The sequence below is a fragment of the Hymenobacter tibetensis genome (assembly GCF_022827545.1).
Classification (GTDB): Bacteria; Bacteroidota; Bacteroidia; order Cytophagales; family Hymenobacteraceae; genus Hymenobacter; species Hymenobacter tibetensis.
On the sequence record NZ_CP094669.1, the window covers coordinates 525,166 to 540,763 of the forward strand.

14 protein-coding genes, 1 tRNA gene, 1 pseudogene and 1 riboswitch are annotated in these 15,598 nt (G+C 55.2%); of the genes and pseudogenes, 7 read left to right on the forward strand and 9 right to left on the reverse strand.

Going from position 1 to position 15,598, the window contains the following annotated elements; genetic code table 11:
* Window positions 1-86 precede the first annotated feature (86 nt).
* Window positions 87-347 (forward strand): acyl carrier protein, encoded by a 261-nt coding sequence (locus MTX78_RS02090; RefSeq protein WP_243799483.1) that lies wholly within the window; start codon window positions 87-89, stop codon window positions 345-347.
* Between the two features lie 455 nt (window positions 348-802).
* Here MTX78_RS02090 and MTX78_RS02095 read toward each other — a convergent pair.
* A pseudogene (locus MTX78_RS02095) lies at window positions 803-880 on the reverse strand (DUF1232 domain-containing protein); the annotation flags it as partial.
* Window positions 881-1,331: 451 nt separating this feature from the next.
* Window positions 1,332-1,937 (reverse strand): C40 family peptidase, encoded by a 606-nt coding sequence (locus MTX78_RS02100; protein ID WP_243799485.1) that lies wholly within the window; start codon window positions 1,935-1,937, stop codon window positions 1,332-1,334.
* 305 nt (window positions 1,938-2,242) lie between these two features.
* Between MTX78_RS02100 and MTX78_RS02105 the strand changes: the two genes are divergently transcribed.
* A complete protein-coding gene (locus tag MTX78_RS02105; protein WP_243799487.1) occupies window positions 2,243-2,599 on the forward strand; it encodes a hypothetical protein in 357 nt (118 codons plus the stop codon).
* 83 nt (window positions 2,600-2,682) lie between these two features.
* On the opposite strand, the gene MTX78_RS02110 is transcribed toward MTX78_RS02105, so the two are convergent.
* Window positions 2,683-3,414: an SDR family NAD(P)-dependent oxidoreductase gene (locus tag MTX78_RS02110; protein WP_243799489.1), complete on the reverse strand. Its 732-nt coding sequence runs from the start codon at window positions 3,412-3,414 to the stop codon at window positions 2,683-2,685.
* Between the two features lie 160 nt (window positions 3,415-3,574).
* Window positions 3,575-4,378, reverse strand: coding sequence for an SDR family NAD(P)-dependent oxidoreductase (locus tag MTX78_RS02115; RefSeq protein WP_243799491.1), 804 nt, complete (start codon window positions 4,376-4,378; stop codon window positions 3,575-3,577).
* A gap of 194 nt (window positions 4,379-4,572) precedes the next feature.
* On the opposite strand from MTX78_RS02115, the gene MTX78_RS02120 reads away from it, so the two are divergent.
* From MTX78_RS02120 to MTX78_RS02140, 5 genes are all read left to right on the forward strand, one after another.
* Window positions 4,573-5,100, forward strand: coding sequence for a hypothetical protein (locus MTX78_RS02120; protein WP_243799492.1), 528 nt, complete (start codon window positions 4,573-4,575; stop codon window positions 5,098-5,100).
* 224 nt (window positions 5,101-5,324) lie between these two features.
* The gene (locus MTX78_RS02125; RefSeq protein WP_243799494.1) at window positions 5,325-5,798 is read left to right on the forward strand and encodes a LexA family protein; all 474 of its coding nucleotides are present in this window, start codon (window positions 5,325-5,327) and stop codon (window positions 5,796-5,798) included.
* On the forward strand, window positions 5,776-7,083 hold the full coding sequence (locus MTX78_RS02130; RefSeq protein WP_243799496.1) for a Y-family DNA polymerase: 1,308 nt from the start codon (window positions 5,776-5,778) through the stop codon (window positions 7,081-7,083). The genes MTX78_RS02125 and MTX78_RS02130 overlap by 23 nt, the downstream gene beginning before the upstream one ends.
* A 96-nt stretch (window positions 7,084-7,179) precedes the next feature.
* A riboswitch (SAM riboswitch) is annotated at window positions 7,180-7,271 on the forward strand.
* A gap of 417 nt (window positions 7,272-7,688) precedes the next feature.
* Window positions 7,689-8,693: an ATP-grasp domain-containing protein gene (locus MTX78_RS02135; RefSeq protein ID WP_243799498.1), complete on the forward strand. Its 1,005-nt coding sequence runs from the start codon at window positions 7,689-7,691 to the stop codon at window positions 8,691-8,693.
* Window positions 8,694-8,695: 2 nt separating this feature from the next.
* The gene (locus MTX78_RS02140; protein ID WP_243799500.1) at window positions 8,696-9,721 is read left to right on the forward strand and encodes an LLM class flavin-dependent oxidoreductase; all 1,026 of its coding nucleotides are present in this window, start codon (window positions 8,696-8,698) and stop codon (window positions 9,719-9,721) included.
* Window positions 9,722-9,858: 137 nt separating this feature from the next.
* On the opposite strand, the gene MTX78_RS02145 is transcribed toward MTX78_RS02140, so the two are convergent.
* From MTX78_RS02145 to MTX78_RS02165, 5 genes are all read right to left on the reverse strand, one after another.
* Window positions 9,859-10,944, reverse strand: coding sequence for a PAS domain-containing sensor histidine kinase (locus tag MTX78_RS02145; RefSeq protein ID WP_243799502.1), 1,086 nt, complete (start codon window positions 10,942-10,944; stop codon window positions 9,859-9,861).
* Between the two features lie 284 nt (window positions 10,945-11,228).
* Window positions 11,229-11,301 (reverse strand) — tRNA-Thr (locus tag MTX78_RS02150).
* A 219-nt stretch (window positions 11,302-11,520) separates the two neighbouring features.
* Entirely contained in the window at window positions 11,521-12,582 is a 1,062-nt protein-coding gene (locus tag MTX78_RS02155) for a LacI family DNA-binding transcriptional regulator (protein WP_243799503.1), read from the reverse strand.
* 113 nt (window positions 12,583-12,695) lie between these two features.
* Entirely contained in the window at window positions 12,696-13,991 is a 1,296-nt protein-coding gene (locus tag MTX78_RS02160) for a sugar MFS transporter (RefSeq protein WP_243799505.1), read from the reverse strand.
* Window positions 13,992-14,101: 110 nt separating this feature from the next.
* On the reverse strand, window positions 14,102-15,556 hold the full coding sequence (locus tag MTX78_RS02165; protein WP_243799507.1) for a RagB/SusD family nutrient uptake outer membrane protein: 1,455 nt from the start codon (window positions 15,554-15,556) through the stop codon (window positions 14,102-14,104).
* Between the last annotated feature and the right edge of the window lie 42 nt (window positions 15,557-15,598).

The window sequence follows — 15,598 nt, forward strand, 5'->3', positions numbered from 1 at the left end:
CGTCTGACCAGATGGGAGGGGCACTAATTAGGCTGCTAGCCCCTCCTTTTATTTAAGATACTCTTGTTCTTTGTCGTTTCCCTCTCATGATTTCTTCAACGACTCCCGCCTCAAAAACCATTCAGCAGCAAGTGCTGCGTATCATCAGCAAGCGCAAGTCCATTAAGCCGCAGCGCCTGCGTATCGGTAGCAACCTCAGCCGCGAGCTGGGTTTCGACACGGTTGATGTTGTAGACATTATCATTGAGTTGGAGCGCAGCTTCCACATCACCATCCCCGACGAAGTTCCCCTGGCTACCGTCGGCGACTTGGTGAGCTACGTAGTCTCGCACGCGCGCGCCGCCTAGATTTGTTTTCCTTGCTGGTTGCTGTTGAATGGCAGCTGACATCAAAAAAGGCCTGTATCATATGATACAGGCCTTTTTCGTATTCGGTGAGTTTGTGCTACCGGCTGGCGGTGTGGTTAGCGGTTGTTTCCGCCTGGGTCGCCACCGGTGAAACCAGTATCGCTGCCGTAGCGGCTGCTGTCGGTGGTGTTGGCTGGAATGTCGGCGTGCGGCTTGGCCTCGGTGGCAGGGCCCGTACTGATGGGTTCACTGGATGCGGGGCGGCTGCTTTCCGGCGAACCAAGACCTGAGTCCGTGTTGGAAGTGCGGGGCGCGCTAGCGGAAGTCACGTCGGTAGCGGCAGTGTAGTTGTCTGAAGAAGAGGTGCTGTTTGAAATCTCTACCACGGAAGGACGCGTGGCTTCCCAAGCGGTGAACTTGTCCATCTCTTCCTTGATGGTGGTGCTAAACCACGCAACCAGCGCCATGTCATCGAGCAAGCCTAGTACCGGAATAAAGTCCGGAATCAGGTCGATAGGGCTCAAGAAGTAAAGCGTAACGGCTATGGCGGCTACCACGGTGGTTGTGGGCAAACCCTGATACTCGCCCGATACGGAGGCGCGGATCAGGCGGAAGAGCGTTTGGATGGTTTCCCACGCTTCGTGCGCAATAGAACCAATATCGTTCTTCTCGCTCGCTTTTTTGTACGCGTCATTCAACAGCTGCTTCACGCGGGTGGGCCGCTTCAGATACTCTTCTGCCGTACCCAAAAACTTTTTGAAGAGTGGCGACGAGGCTATCTGGTCGCCCTGAGGATTTTGCTTAGCCATATGCGGAAAAACTTAGGAGTGGAAGGTGTGGCCGTAAAAGTAGCCCCAACTAGTGTTGCCTGCCTATACTGTTTCAGCGCAAAATAGTTATCTGGGGCGCTCCGGGTACCCCAAACAAAAAGCCCTGTTCGCGCACGACCAGGGCTTGTATAGAAAAGGAACGTTCGGTGGCCGTTTAGTTGGTTTCAACGCGGCCCGCAGCGTAGAAGTTGCGGTGGTAGTATTGCTGCTGCAAGGAACTCACCATAACGCCGCCGTTGCAGGCTGAATGAGCAAACTTGCCGTCTTTCAGGTAGATACCCACGTGGTAGATGGGCTGGCCCGGACCCCGGCGGAAAAACACCAAGTCTCCGGTTTCCATGTTGTCTTTCTCTACGCGCTTCACGCTGTTGAACATGGAGTGGGAGCTGCGTTCCAGCGTGATGCCGTACACTTCTTTGTAAACGCGGGTCACGAAGCCGGAGCAGTCGGTGCCTTTCTTGGAGTTGCTGCCGTAGCGGTAGGGAGTCCCAATCCAGTCGAGGACGGTACGCAGCAGGTCTTTGTTTTCGGTGCGTGCTAAGTGAACACCTAAAGCCTGGTCGTAGTAATCGTACGCAGCGGAGTCGCTGGTAAGGGTGCTTGATTTTTTGTCTTCCTCGTCGTCCGTGAAGGAGAAGAGGGAGGCTTCGGCAGTGATGAGGGCCGAAGAGGAACTGGTGGAGCGAGCAGGTGTGTGTTCGAAGAAGAAGGAGAGGGCCATGGAGGCCGCGGCGAGGCAATACAGGGGAATGTGCTTCATTGTCCGTCGTGGGGTGGCAAAATAGGTTTTCGGGGTATGCCGAAGGAACCGGAAGTACTTCTTAATTCGATAGAAGCAGGTTGAAAAGAGAGGCAAATAAGACTTGTAAACAACCGGAAAAGCAACGGGATATTGCTTTGGGTATAGGCTAAAGCTAAACCCAAAATGCGCCACTATCCAAGTTTGAAGCTGGAAATGGCATAATATTCTTGTTAAAAGCTAACTTATTGTTGAAAACAGCGTGCAACTTTGCGTAACCAAGTTGCTGGTTTACAACGTATAACCGCCCCTCTCACCCTCGCCCCATGAACTCGCCCATTATCGTTGAAAATTCTTTTCTGGCCCGGCTTGCACGTCTCAAACTTGGAACGTATAGTGTGGCCATGGTGCTCGGCAACAAAATCCACCTGAGCGGAGCCACGCGGGAGGAGTTCTTGAACGACCCGTATTGGGTGGCCCATGAGATGGAGCACATCCGGCAATTTCAGGAGCATGGCAAGCTTGGTTTCCTACGCCGTTACCTGCTCGATTGGATGCGCCACGGCTATTACAACATCCCCTTTGAAGTAGCCGCGCGCGAAGCTGCCCGCCTTAATGCTTCCCTCTACACCCAAGGCCGCCCCTTGCCTGACCCTGCTCAAATGCATCAGGGGGCACGATGAAGCAGTGAGGCAGCAATTCAGTGCGTGAACTGTTACAACTGCGCCAACTGAACATTGAACCCACTAAACCACGGAGTCACTGCTTACAGCGAGGCTAGTCGGCCGCCATCCACGACCAGCGTGGTGCCATTAACGAAGCTGGCTTCAGGTGAGGCAATAAAGCAAATGGCGGCGGCCAGCTCGTTGGGAGTGCCCACTTGCCCGGTTATTTTCTCTTTACCGCTTTTCACGTTGGGGTTGCTCCACAGCATGGGCGTATCAACGGCGCCTGGTGCCACGGCATTAATCCGGGCATGGGTGTGCGGTATTTCCAAGCTCAGGCCGCGCACAAAGGCTTCAATAGCACCCTTGCTGGCGGCGTAGGGAATTACGTTGGGGGTGGTTTGATGTGCGTGTACCGAACTAACCGCCACAATTGCGCCGCGCTTCATGTGCGGCAAACAGAGTTGCGTGAGACGAAACAGCCCCCGTAGGTTCACGTTCATCACCTGGTCCCATTCTTTGGGGTCTAGCTTGAGCAGCGGCTTAAAGGTCATGAGGGCCGCGTTGCTGACCAGCACATCAATGCGGCCCCAGGTATCGAGCACTTTGCGCACGGCAGTTTGGAGGGCGGCATCCCGGCCGATGTCGGCGAGTATAAAGATGGCCTCGCTGCCGGCGGCTTTAATCTCACGGACAACCTCTCGGCCATCGGCAGCATCACGTCCTAACACCGCAATACAACCTCCTTCCCGGCCCATTTGCAAGGCCACTGCCCGCCCGATGCCTGATGTAGCTCCCGTAATGAGGCATACTTTACTTTTAAAACGCTGCATGGTGAGGGGAGCTGAAAGTGGGAGATAGAGGCAGGCTATAGAAAGCAGGAAGTTGAGTTGCCTTGCCTTGCCCTGTAGTACCGCTACTTCCCTGAAAATAAAATTGCCGTTTCTCCGCGGCCAACGGAAAAACGGCAACCTCGACTATAAGTTTAAATTCTTACTTGGATGGCTCCTCAAATACCTTGCGCATACCTGCTGCTACCAGCCCATCGGGCGTGATGTTGGTGAGCATTGCTTGGATTTTGTTGGTGATACCCGAAATGACCCGGGCTTCGCCTTTCATCAAGGCCTCATAGCCGTCTTTGGCTACATCTTTAGGGTCGGCGAGGCCCATAATGCCGTGGGCAGCGCGGGTGTCTTCTGCGCCAGCCCGCTCGAAAAAGTCGGTGTCGGTGGCGCCGGGGCACAGGGCCGTCATGGTTACGCCCGTGTCTTTGAGCTCATTCGACAAGGCTTCCGAGAAGCTGAGTACAAACGATTTGGTGGCCGAATACACTGCCATATTCGGTGATGGGGTGTAGGCGGCCGTGGAAGCTAGCTGCAGGATGCGGCCTTTGCCACGGCTTACCATGTCGCGCCCAAACAGGTACGTTAGCTCTGCTAGCGCTACAATATTGGTGTGAATTACGGCGCGGTTGCGTGCCACGTCCGATTCCAGGTAAGGACCATACTCGCCGAAGCCGGCGTCGTTCACCAGAATATCCACTGCTATACCCTGGGCTTTCACTTGGTCGTAAACGCGCTGGGCGGCGCCGTCGTGGCTGAGGTCTTCGGTGACAAGCGTAGCCTCTAGCTGGTGAACGGTGCGCAGATGCTCGGCAAACTTGTTCAACCCCGCCGTGTCCTTATCAACCAGCACCAGCTGGTATTTGTCTTTGGCGAAAAGGTGGGCAAGTTCTTGGCCGATGCCATTGGCAGCGCCGGTAATAAGAGCGACAGAAAGATTAGGGTCGTGCGACATAGTAGGGGAGGGGATTGATGGATGTGGTTCTGTTGGGCTTACTGCCTCAACCGTAGCAGGGTTATGTTGAGCTTCACTGCTGAAAATCATATCACCTAAATCGTAACCCGAACGGCACTTCCAACGAATAATCACGCACGAAAGCCGCTGACTAGCCGGACTTTCCCTTCGTTTTACTCTTTTCCCCCCGAATCATGGCTAAGCAACATCACGCAAATCAAGGCAACCTGAGTGCTACTTCTTTGTCGGCCAACGATAGCCTCACCGATACAGCCGCAGCCCTAGGCACCGCCAGCGACGATTCTTTCGAGACGACCACCAGCCAACCATCTGCATCGGCTTCCACTGCTGAGAGCAGCCAGCCACAAAACACCCAGCGCAAGTCGTGGCTGAACCAAGAAGAGCTGATGAAGAACGTGAATCAGCTTCCTCAGTCGTTGAAAGATTTCGGTAGCAAAGCCGCCGCCCAAGTAAACAGCCTGTCCACTACGCAAAAAGTGGTAGGTGGTGCCCTATTAGTAAGCGGCTTAAGCTGGCTGGCCCTGCGCAGCAAGAAGTCGAAGTCTTCTTCCGACATCTACGCGCCTTATAATCCTAAGAGCAAGCCCAACCAGTCGAAGTGGAATTCCAGCAACGAGTCGGTGTACCGTGGCGCCCTATCGGGCCTGCACGAAGGCGACGCTGGCACCAGCTATACCTATGGCACTGAGAACGGCTTCTAAGCCTTTACCGCTTCTGTAACTCCTAGAAAGCAGAAGCTACTACCTCAACAAAACCCCGTTGCTCTCAGAGTAGCGGGGTTTTTTGTTGGTGCACGAGCCAAGAAAAGCAAGTGAGAATATCAGGGGAAAGCTATTACATATTTTGTTGTACTAATTTATTTAGTTGATAATATGCCAACATAATTAGTAAAACTTCGTTATTTGTAGCCATCAATTTCAGTTTTATGTGCATCGTTGACATTCTTGATATTGCCCGTCATCCGGTCTGGCTCATTGAGTGCGAAACGCCCGTGCCCGCCGGTTTTCCTAGCCCCGCCGACAACAGCCGAACCGGTGAGCGGATCGACCTGAACACCATTCTGCTGCCTCATCCTGATTGCACCTATCTGGCGCGAGTGAAGGGCCACAGCATGGACGGCCCACCCTCCCACATTCCGGATGGCGCCCTGATGGCCGTGGACTGTGCTTTGAAGCCGCAGCCAGGCAACGTGGTAGTGGCGGCCGTAGAAGGCGAGTTCACCGTGAAGCGCTTAGAGAAGCGCGGGCAGTTCTACTGGCTCGTGCCCGACAACCCGCACTACGACCCGCTCCAAATCACAGCGCCGGATCAGGCCCAAATCTGGGGCGTTGTCACGCATGTCATCACCGAGCTTATCAACGGCAAGCTGCAAGACCATGTTCGCTCTCGTCGACTGTAATAATTTTTACGTGAGCTGCGAGCGGGCTTTTCAGCCCCGGTTGGTGGGGTTGCCGGTGGTAGTGCTCAGCAACAACGACGGCTGTATCGTTTCGCGCTCCGCGGAGGCCAAGGCCCTGGGCTTGAAGATGGGGGCTCCCTTTTTTCAGGCACGGCCACTTATCGAGGAACACCAAGTGCAGGTATTCTCCTCAAACTACGCGCTGTACGGCGACATGAGCTACCGGGTAATGAGCTACCTGGCGTCCGTTGCGCCCGAAGTGGAAATTTATTCGATTGACGAAGCCTTTTTGGGGCTGCACGGCATGGAAGCCGGCTACGAGGGCCAACCCAAGCTGCTGGAGTTTGCGCAGGAAATCCGCAAGCAGGTCAAGCAGCGCACCCATATTCCTACGTGCATCGGCATTGCCCCCACCAAAACGCTGGCTAAGCTGGCTAACCACATAGCTAAGAAGCACCCAGCGCTCAACGGGGTAGCAATGCTTGCGTCGGGGGAGCAGCAGTGGTGGGCCCTCAATCAGGTGGCCGTGGAAGACGTGTGGGGCGTTGGCCGCCAATACGGCCAGAAACTACGCGACTTGGGCCTTGTCACGGCCGCCGACTTGGCGCGTTGCTCGGAAGCCTGGGCCCGCAAACACATGGGAGGCGTGGTAGGCGCCCGGCTGGTGCGAGAACTTCAGGGGCAGCCGTGCCACCAGCTGCACCCAAGTGAAGATGGTACGCTGGCACGCAAGAGCATTGCCTGTACCCGTAGCTTCGGCCGGCCCCTGTCGCACTTCGACGATTTGCTGGGCGCCGTGGCGAGCTTCACTTCCCGTGCGGCGAGCAAGTTGCGCGCGCAAGGCTCAAAGACCTATATCCTGACGGTTTTTATCAGTCAAAACCGTTTCGGGCCGACGCCACCGCCTTACACCTATTCCACCCAGCTCACGCTCCCAACTCCCACCAACGACACCACCGAACTGGTGCGAGCAGCGCGTATGCTGTTAGGCAAGCTCTGGCGGCCGGGCTTGGTATACAAGAAAGCGGGTGTTATTCTGGATGGCTTAGAAGACCAAGGGCAGACGCAACTCAGCTTATTCGAGCAATTGCCCGAAACCACGCGTCCGCAATCGGCTGCGCTTATGCGCAAGCTCGATCAGCTCAACGGGCGCTTCGGCCAAAACTGCGTACAGGTAGCCACTGCTGTGCCGCCAAAAGGCAAGCCAGCGCCTTGGCTGGGGCAGAAAAACCTCTGTAGCCTTGCCCGCACCACTTCCTGGAACGAGCTGTGGGAAATAGGGTAGGCTGTGGCCACTCGTTGCTTTGGCAAACTCTCTTATTTGATTTCTCGGCAGGGTAGATTTACCTTTGTCCCATCAATTCTTTACCCCAAAGGATTGTTTTTATACAGAGGCGTGGAGAGACAGGCTCGACGAAGCGCCGGCAACCATCGGATGATCCGAAACGGTGCCAAGTCCTGACCATATAAAAACAAGTTGCCGTGAAACGCTTCATCAACACCGTTGCCTCTTTCGCTACCGTCTTTGCTGTACAGCATGGGTGTTGTGGCTGCTGTTGTTGAGCAGGTGTAGGCAGCAAGTAGCAAGCGTTTTTGCTGGTACCATTTCCTCGCGTTACCCGTCGTGTGTTGGGGCATGCCTGGCCAGTACACTTGGCCTCGTGGCGCGGCAAGTGCTTTAAGCACCTCTAGCTGGTAAATGTGCGGCGTAAGCTACTGCCTGCCGTTCCTTTCTGCATTCCGCCTTTGTCTGTTACGGTTGGTTCTGCCTTGCTAGTAGCTTGGTAATTACTGCGTAGTGCAACCCTCCCTTAAGTAGTTCTGTTGTTTGCGCAGCTATAAGGCTGCGCTGTTTTCCTGATTCTTTGTTCTCTCAACCCTCTCTTCTCCATGTCTGTCTCCTCCAAGCCAATTGGCATCTATTACGAACATCCTGAGTGGTTCAAGCCGCTATTTGCGGAGCTAGACCGCCGGGGGCTCCCCTACGAAAAGATTGACGCTGCTCACCACCTGTTCGACCCCTCGGAAACCGAGAGCCGCTACGCGCTGGTAGTGAACCGGATGAGTTCTTCGGCTTATCTGCGCGGCCACGGCCAGGGTATTTTTCATACGGCGGGCTTTGCCACGCATCTGGAGCGCTTGGGCGTCCGCATCATCAACGGTACGGTAGCTACCAGCATCGAAACCAACAAAGCCCGTCAACTCTCGTTGTTTGCCTCGCTGGGGTTGAAGTACCCGAAGTCGTTTGTCGTGAACCACGCCTCGCGCATTGCGGATGCCGCTCAACAACTGCAGTTCCCCATTGTGGTGAAGGTGAACATTGGTGGTAGCGGTGCTGGCATTATCCGCTTCGATACGCTGGAAGGCGTGCAAGCTGCCGTTGAAGCCAACCAAATCGACCTAGGCATCGACCAAACTGCCTTGGTGCAGGAGTACGTGACGCCCCGCGGCGGCAATATTCACCGCGTCGAGACGCTGAACGGCAAGTTTTTGTACGCTATGAAGGTGTATACCACCGGCGAAAGCTTCAACCTGTGCCCCGCTGAAATTTGCCAGATTCCGGAAGAGCAGTCAGCAGAGTTCTGCCTGACGGAAGCGCCCAAGAAAGGCATTCAAGTGGAAGCATTTACGCCCCCAGCCGAAGTAATTGAGGCCGTGGAGCGCATCGTGGCCACCGCCAAAATCGATGTGGGGGGTATCGAGTACCTGATTGATGACCGCACCGGCGACGTGCTCTTCTACGACATCAACGCCTTATCCAACTTCGTGGCTGATGCCGTGAACGTAGTGGGCTTCGACCCCTACGCCCGCTTCGTAGATTATCTGGAAACGCAATTGCCTGCTGGTTCTGTTGCTGAGCTTGTTTCCTCGGATCCTCATCACCTCGTTGCGTAGCCATGAGATACGGATATTGGATGCCCGTTTTTGGCGGGTGGCTGCGCAATGTAGAAGACGAAAACATGCGCGCCGACTGGGACTACGTGAAAACGCTGGCCCAGCGTAGCGAAGACCTGGGCTACGACCTGTCTCTGATTGCCGAGCTAAACCTCAACGACATCAAAGGCGAGGAAGCACCTTCGCTGGATGCGTGGAGCACTGCCGCCGCCTTGGCCGCCGTTACCAAGAAAATAGAGCTGATGGTGGCTGTGCGGCCTACGTTCCACTCGCCGGCGTTGCTGGCCAAGCAAGCCGCCAACATCGACCACATCAGTGGTGGCCGGCTGTCGTTGAATGTGGTATCGTCGTGGTGGCAGGATGAGGCCAAGAAGTACGGCGTGCATTTCGAGCAGCACGACGACCGGTACGCCCGCACGGCTGAGTGGCTGCACGTAGTAGACAACCTCTGGAAGCAAGACCACTTCACCTTCGAAGGCAAGTTCTACAAAGTGACGGACTCTATTTTGCAGCCCAAGCCAGTGTCACGCCCGCGGCCATTCCTGTACGCGGGCGGCGAATCGGAAGCCGCCAAAAACCTGATTGCCACTCAGTGCGACGGCTACGTTATGCACGGCGACGACCCGGCAGCCATCGGCCGCCGCATTCAGGACTTGAGCGAGCGACGCGAAAAGCTGGGGTTGCCGCGCATGAAGTTTGGCGTGGCCGCCTACTCCATTGTGCGCAACACCGAGCAAGAAGTGAAAAAGGAACTGGAGCGCATCACCAACGTGCAAGGCTCGGCTGCGGGCTACAAAAACTACCAGCAGTGGCTGGCGGGTACGCAACTAGAAAACCAAGTTTCGTTGCAAGACTACTCAGTATCGAACCGGGGCCTGCGTTCCGGCCTCACCGGCACCCCCGACCAAGTAGCCGAGCGCATTGCCGCCTTTGAGGCCGTAGGGGTAGACTTGTTTTTGCTGCAGTGCAGCCCGCAACTCGAGGAAATGGAGCGTTTTTCGGAAGCCGTTATCCAGGTGTTGGCTTAAGCGGCCTGCCAAGAAACGGAGCGTTACTTCTCGTAGCGCGTCTTTCTGCTAGTGTTTCCTAACGCAAACCGCCGGAGCGCCTTCGCATAAGTTGCGGGTGCTCCGGCGGTTTGTGTGTGAAGGCTCCGCACTGCCTGCTAGGCGGGCAATGCAGGTATCTCAATAGTGAACGTGGTGCCCTGGTTTTCAGCGCTTACAAACCGGATAGAGCCCTCATGCAACTCGACCAAGGTTTGTATGACAGACATACCCAAGCCAGTTGTTTTTTCGCCGCGTAAGCCGGGCCGGCGGGCCTTGGTGAACTTGTCGAAGAGCACGGGGTGTAGGTGCTCGGGTATGCCTATGCCCGAGTCCGCCACCGTAACCACGGCCCACCCATTGCGGCGCGATACTTCCACCGCAATGGTGCCCCCATCCGGAGTGAACTTGATGGCGTTGGAAATCAGGTTGTTAATCACCTGCTCGAATTTGTTGACGTCCAGACTTACGTAAATAGTCTGCGCTAGCGCCCGAAATTCAAACCGCAGATCTGTGCGCCGCGCCGAGCGTTGATATTCTTCCAGTATGGTGCCTATCCAGTCCACCAGATTGGTCCGCTCCCGCTTGAGCTGTATGCTGGCGGATTCCAGAAACTCCTGGTCCACAAACTCCCGAATCAACGTTAAGCCGTCCGAGCAAGTGCGCTCCATCAGCCCTATCAAGTGCAGGTTCGTTTCGTCGGTAGCCACAAACTGCGACTTCAAGTGCTGCGTTAGTTGCTGCAGCAGCACAAAAGGAGTGGCCAAGTCGTGCGAGAGGATTTCCAGCGTGGCGTTCTTCTTGGCGTTGAATTTCTGTGCGTTCAGGCTGTCTGCTTTTGCCCGGCTGATATCCTCGATAGTCCCGGTCAGATAGAGCGTGCCGTCGGGAAGCTGCTCCTTGCAGGCAGAAAGCTCCAGCCACTGGGTTTCTTCCTCGGAATGCAGAACGCGCACTTCTACATTTTGCACCAGGTCATTACCCAAAACCAGCTCTAGTTGCTGGTTTAGAAGCTGGCGGTCGTCGGGATGAATCTGGGCTAGCCAAGTGGGAAGGTCCTCGTTCACGTCTGCCGCCGTGCCCCCAATTACCTGCTCGTAGGCTGGGCTCACGTACGCGACCCGGCGTTCGGCTACATCGTAGGCGAAATACACCGTACTGCTACGGTCTAGCCAAGTGCGAAACAAGAGCGGATAGTCGGGCATGCGGCAATATTAAGTATCCAAAAGTACACTTGCATAACACTTTCGTGTTGCACAGATAAGAAGCCACCCGCTGAGACGGTAATTGGCTTGTATAAGCCAACCCGTACTGAAATTTTATGGGTGGTTGGTTGCCTGCTGGCAGGAACAACGGAGTATAGGTAACCGGGTGTGGTGCTGGCACCCTAGCTTGGCGAGGTCTTCTTGGTTGAAGCTGCTATATATAGAAAAGTAAAAGCCCGAAAAGTTGCTTGTCTTGGAAGCAATTTTTCGGGCTTTTATAGGAGAGCCTCTTATTGGACTCGAACCAACGACCTGCTCATTACGAATGAGCTGCTCTACCAACTGAGCTAAAGAGGCAATTTCCCGCCGGGCATTTCCCGCGGGGCAGCAAAGATAGGCAGGATTTGAAAAACGGCTATAGCTTACAGCAATTTTTTCAGCGCTCCTGCCAGATGAGCCATTCTTCTCATAGCCGACGGCAAGCAAGGTGCCCCCGCCACAGCTTGTCTTGTAGCTGATCTGTGACGAGGGCACACTAGTTGCGCTAATAAGCTAGCCGACAAGCAGACCGAGCAATTACGCCACCTGCGGCATCCGGTTCTCCCGCGTTAGATGCAGCGAGGAGTTGCGGATTTGCAGCTCAGGCTTCAGCACGATGTGGGGCGGACTATAGTCGGGGCCACGCTCTAGCAATTGTAACAGCAACCGAACGGCCGTTGCGCCCATGTGCTCGGCTTGTTGGTCCACCGCGGTCAGGTGCGGCTGCGTCATGGTGGTGAAGGGCTCGTTGCTAAAGCAGGCAAGCGCCAAGTCCTGCGGCACGCGTATTCCACGTTCCAGCAACACTTCTAGGGCTCCGGCAGCGGAGAAAGCATAGGAGGCGAATACGGCATCCAGAGGAGTATCCAGCGCCAACAGGTGCTGCATACCAACCCGCCCCGCCTGCAACGTGGACGCCGACAGCGCATACGTCCACCGCTCATCGGTTGGTAGGCCATGAGCCCGCAGCGCCTCCATGTAGCCCAAGTACCGGTTGCGGCTGGTGTTGAGGTGCTGCGGCCCGGCCAGATGCGCAATGCGGGTGCAGCCTTGCTCAATCAGGTGCGTTACAGCTTGGTAGGCTCCCTGAAAGTCGTCGAGAACCACGGCGGTGCTCTGGGCTAGGTCTGGCACCCGGTCAAAGAAAACCAGGGGGGTACCTTGCCGCCGAACCTGCTCTAGGTGCTGGTCATCTTCGTAGGTGGTAGCCGATACGGAAAGCAAGATGCCCTCTACTTGAGCGGCCAGCAGCGTGCCGATGTTCTGCTGCTCTCGGCGCAGCTCTTCATTGGATTGGCACATCATCACGTTGAAGCCAGCCTCGCTGGCTACCTTTTCGATGCCGTTCATCACGGCCGGAAAGAAGTATCCGTTGATGTGCGGCACAATCACGCCCAGCGTATTGCTGCGGCCTTTGCGCAAGGATGCCGCGAGGTGGTTAGGCAAGTAATGCAGCTCCTGGGCGAGCTTTCGTACGCGAGCTTTCGTGGCCTCGCTGATGCCGTCTTGGTCGGCCAGCGCCCGCGACACCGTGGAAGGTGCTAGGTGTAGCTGCCGGGCAAGGTCGGTGAGAGATGTTTTTTTTAGGGTAGTAGCCATGGAGTAGCTGCAGTTCAGCTAGCGAATACAGTAACAAGGGCTACCAGACTGGTAGCCCTTGCACGTAGAAATATCTTGGAGTCACGTAATCGAACCCTGGTGCAGGTTCCGCCTTAAGCCGGCTGTTGGGTAGCTGGAACAGCCCGGCGGCTGCCCCGCAGACCGTACCACATCACGTACAGGTAGCACACAATGGGGAGCAGCAGGGCAATGCGCAACCCATTATTGTCGGCAATGAAGCCAAACAGTAACGGCACGAGTGCTCCACCTACAATGGCTGTACAAAGCAAACCGGAGGCCTGCTCGGTATGACGGCCTAAGCCAGCCACAGCTAGCGTGAAAATGGTGGGATACATCAGTGAGTTCATCAGCCCCACAGCCAGTAGGCTCCACATAGCTACAGTCCCCGAAGTATTAATAGAAATGAGTACTAGTATTACTGCACCAATTGCATTAAAAGCAAGCAGTTTAGTAGGAGCAAACTTGTTGAGCAGATAAGCACCTGCAAAACGGCCCACCATAGCCGCCCCCCAATAGTTGGCAACCTGTTTACCCGCTGACTCAGGGTCCAGGCCCATTACATCAGGCAACGCTAAGTAGTTGACGATGTGTGAACCTATGGCTACCTCGGCACCTACGTAAGCAAAGATTCCTACTACCCCTAATACCAAATGACGATAGTTCCAGGCACTACCAGCATCACTTATCGCAGTGGAATCCGTTTCGGTGGTGTGGTCGATTTTGGGTAAGTGTACGCGACTTAAAAGTAAGCTAATGAGCAACAGCACCCCACCTATAACTAAATAGGGAATTTGCACCGCCGTTACATCAATATTGGCGGCGCTAGCAGCATCTACTTTTTTAGGAAGATGGCTTAAGATGAGTACGCTACCTAATCTAGGCGCCAAGTACGTACCTAGCGAATTAAAAGCTTGGGTAAGGGTCAAGCGAGACGAAGCTGATTCCGGCGGTCCTAGAATAGCCACGTACGGATTAGCAGCTACCTGCAGGATAGTAATGCCGGAAGCCAGCACGAAAAGCGCCCCCAAAAAGAGTCCGTAGGCTCGTTGCGCTGCCGCAGGGTAGAACAAAAACGACCCTAAAGCGGCCACTGCAAAGCCAATTAGCATGCCCTTCTTATATCCTACTCGAGAAACCAGCCAGCCCGAAGGAATACTCATGAAGAAGTACGCTCCGAAAAAGCAGAGGTTGATCAGGTTGGCCTGGGCAAACGAGAGCTGAAAGATGGCCTTCAGATAGGGAATCAGAATGTCGTTGAGACACGTGATAAACCCCCACAGGAAGAAGAGGGTAGTGACGGCGCTCAACGCGGAAGTGTAGCGTTGGGAAGGGGCCGAAGAAGTGCCGGCGGCTGGCCGGCTGCTAAGGGTTGGGGTAGGGGCTGCCATGAATGGGAATAATGTGGGAAGAGGGGGACTGGGTTGCCAATAGAAAAGAAAAGCCGCGTCCAGCGGGTGGTACACGGCTTTTCTGGTTTCTCAGAGCTTGGAAATTACAATTAGTATCCTTGATTCTGGGTCAAATTCGGATTTACATCACGCTCCGACTGCGGAATCGGCAGCAAGTTGTTGAAATCCTGCACATTCTTGCCCTGGGCACGCATCGTAGTCACCAACGTGCCGGTGCGCTTCAGGTCATACCAACGGTCGTTTTCGAAAGCCAACTCGTAACGACGCTCCCGGAGTACAGCGGCTTTGAAAGCCGTTGCGTCGGTGGTGGCTAGGTCGCGGGCTGAAGGTGTTTCGATAGGCAAGCCAAACGCGCGGCGGCGTACTCGGTTCAGGTAGGGTAAGCCCAACGTTGGACCTGCTGCTTCTGCATAAATCAGATATATTTCTCCCATACGCAACACCGGAATGTTCAGTGGGGAGTCGTATTGCAGTGGCGTTAACTTGCCAGTGAACCATTTTCTTACATTGTAGCCAAACGGCGAACCAGGCAAATTTTGCGGCTGCACTATCGTAGTGCCTGGATACACATCGCCGGGTTCCCAAATAGTTACTTTACGGCGCTGGTCATTCAACTCATAGCCATCCACAAATTCCTTCTCAGGAACGTTGAAGCCGTAGCCGCCCGTGTTTACGGTGTTCAAACCACGAGCCCCAAAGAAACCGTTGCCAATAAAGCCCGGTCCGTTTTGATCGTAGTACTCTTGGGGCGACGCACGAAACTGCACTTCGAATAGTGATTCAGGGCCGTTTTCCCTGGCCACGTTGAAGTTGTCGGCATAGTTGGGGTTCAATAATTTGCCCGACTGCTGAATAACTTCCAATGCCTGCGAAGCGGCCGATGGCAGGTTGCCTTGGGTCAGGTACACTTTCGCCAATAAGCCCTTCGCCGCCCATTTGGTGGCGCGACCAATGTCGTCGCCGGTGTAGGGGCCAGCGGGGAGGTTGTTGGCTGCCTCCTGCAGATCGGTCACAATCTGCTCGTAGATCTGCGCGGCCGGGGTTCGGGTGAGGTTGTTAACCGCACTGGCAGTGGCTGGGGGAGTGGTAATCAGCGGCACATCGCCATAACCCCGCACCAAATAGAAGTAGTACAGCGCCCGCAGGAACTGCGCCTCGCCTAGGCTGCGCTTCTTGATGGCTTCATCCATGGTGATGGCTGGCACATTGGCCAACACCAAGTTGGCGCGGCCGATACCAAGGTAGCACGAACGCCAGTGAGCGGTAGTGAGGGGGTTGGTTGCCGGAATGTTGTAGTTGTCGAGTTGCTGAAACTCGATTCCGTCGCTGCCACCGCCGCCGCCCAGCAGAGAGTTGTCTGACATCACGTCGCCAATACCCCACAGGGAGTAGTTGAACATACCGTAACGAACCAGCTCGGCGTAGGCCGCATTGGTTGCCTGGATGGCGTCAGTTTGGGTTTTGTAGAAAATCTCTGAGGTTACTCGGTCGCGGGGCTCTACTTCCAGGTAGTCTTTGCCGCAGCCAGCTAGCAATCCCAGCATGAGTAGGCTCGAAAGAGCTAATTTCTTAGTTGTCATTTCAGT

Excerpts from the sequence above, each read along its gene's own strand:
- MTX78_RS02135 (WP_243799498.1), top strand. The coding sequence starts at position 7,689 with ATGTCTGTCTCCTCCAAGCCAATTGGCATCTATTACGAACATCCTGAG.
- MTX78_RS02115 (WP_243799491.1), bottom strand. The coding sequence starts at position 4,378 with ATGTCGCACGACCCTAATCTTTCTGTCGCTCTTATTACCGGCGCTGCC.
- MTX78_RS02125 (WP_243799494.1), top strand. The coding sequence starts at position 5,325 with ATGTGCATCGTTGACATTCTTGATATTGCCCGTCATCCGGTCTGGCTC.
- MTX78_RS02090 (WP_243799483.1), top strand. The coding sequence starts at position 87 with ATGATTTCTTCAACGACTCCCGCCTCAAAAACCATTCAGCAGCAAGTG.
- MTX78_RS02155 (WP_243799503.1), bottom strand. The coding sequence starts at position 12,582 with ATGGCTACTACCCTAAAAAAAACATCTCTCACCGACCTTGCCCGGCAG.
- MTX78_RS02165 (WP_243799507.1), bottom strand. The coding sequence starts at position 15,556 with ATGCTGGGATTGCTAGCTGGCTGCGGCAAAGACTACCTGGAAGTAGAG.
- MTX78_RS02145 (WP_243799502.1), bottom strand. The coding sequence starts at position 10,944 with ATGCCCGACTATCCGCTCTTGTTTCGCACTTGGCTAGACCGTAGCAGT.
- MTX78_RS02140 (WP_243799500.1), top strand. The coding sequence starts at position 8,696 with ATGAGATACGGATATTGGATGCCCGTTTTTGGCGGGTGGCTGCGCAAT.
- MTX78_RS02105 (WP_243799487.1), top strand. The coding sequence starts at position 2,243 with ATGAACTCGCCCATTATCGTTGAAAATTCTTTTCTGGCCCGGCTTGCA.
- MTX78_RS02110 (WP_243799489.1), bottom strand. The coding sequence starts at position 3,414 with ATGCAGCGTTTTAAAAGTAAAGTATGCCTCATTACGGGAGCTACATCA.
- MTX78_RS02100 (WP_243799485.1), bottom strand. The coding sequence starts at position 1,937 with ATGAAGCACATTCCCCTGTATTGCCTCGCCGCGGCCTCCATGGCCCTC.
- MTX78_RS02130 (WP_243799496.1), top strand. The coding sequence starts at position 5,776 with ATGTTCGCTCTCGTCGACTGTAATAATTTTTACGTGAGCTGCGAGCGG.
- MTX78_RS02120 (WP_243799492.1), top strand. The coding sequence starts at position 4,573 with ATGGCTAAGCAACATCACGCAAATCAAGGCAACCTGAGTGCTACTTCT.
- MTX78_RS02160 (WP_243799505.1), bottom strand. The coding sequence starts at position 13,991 with ATGGCAGCCCCTACCCCAACCCTTAGCAGCCGGCCAGCCGCCGGCACT.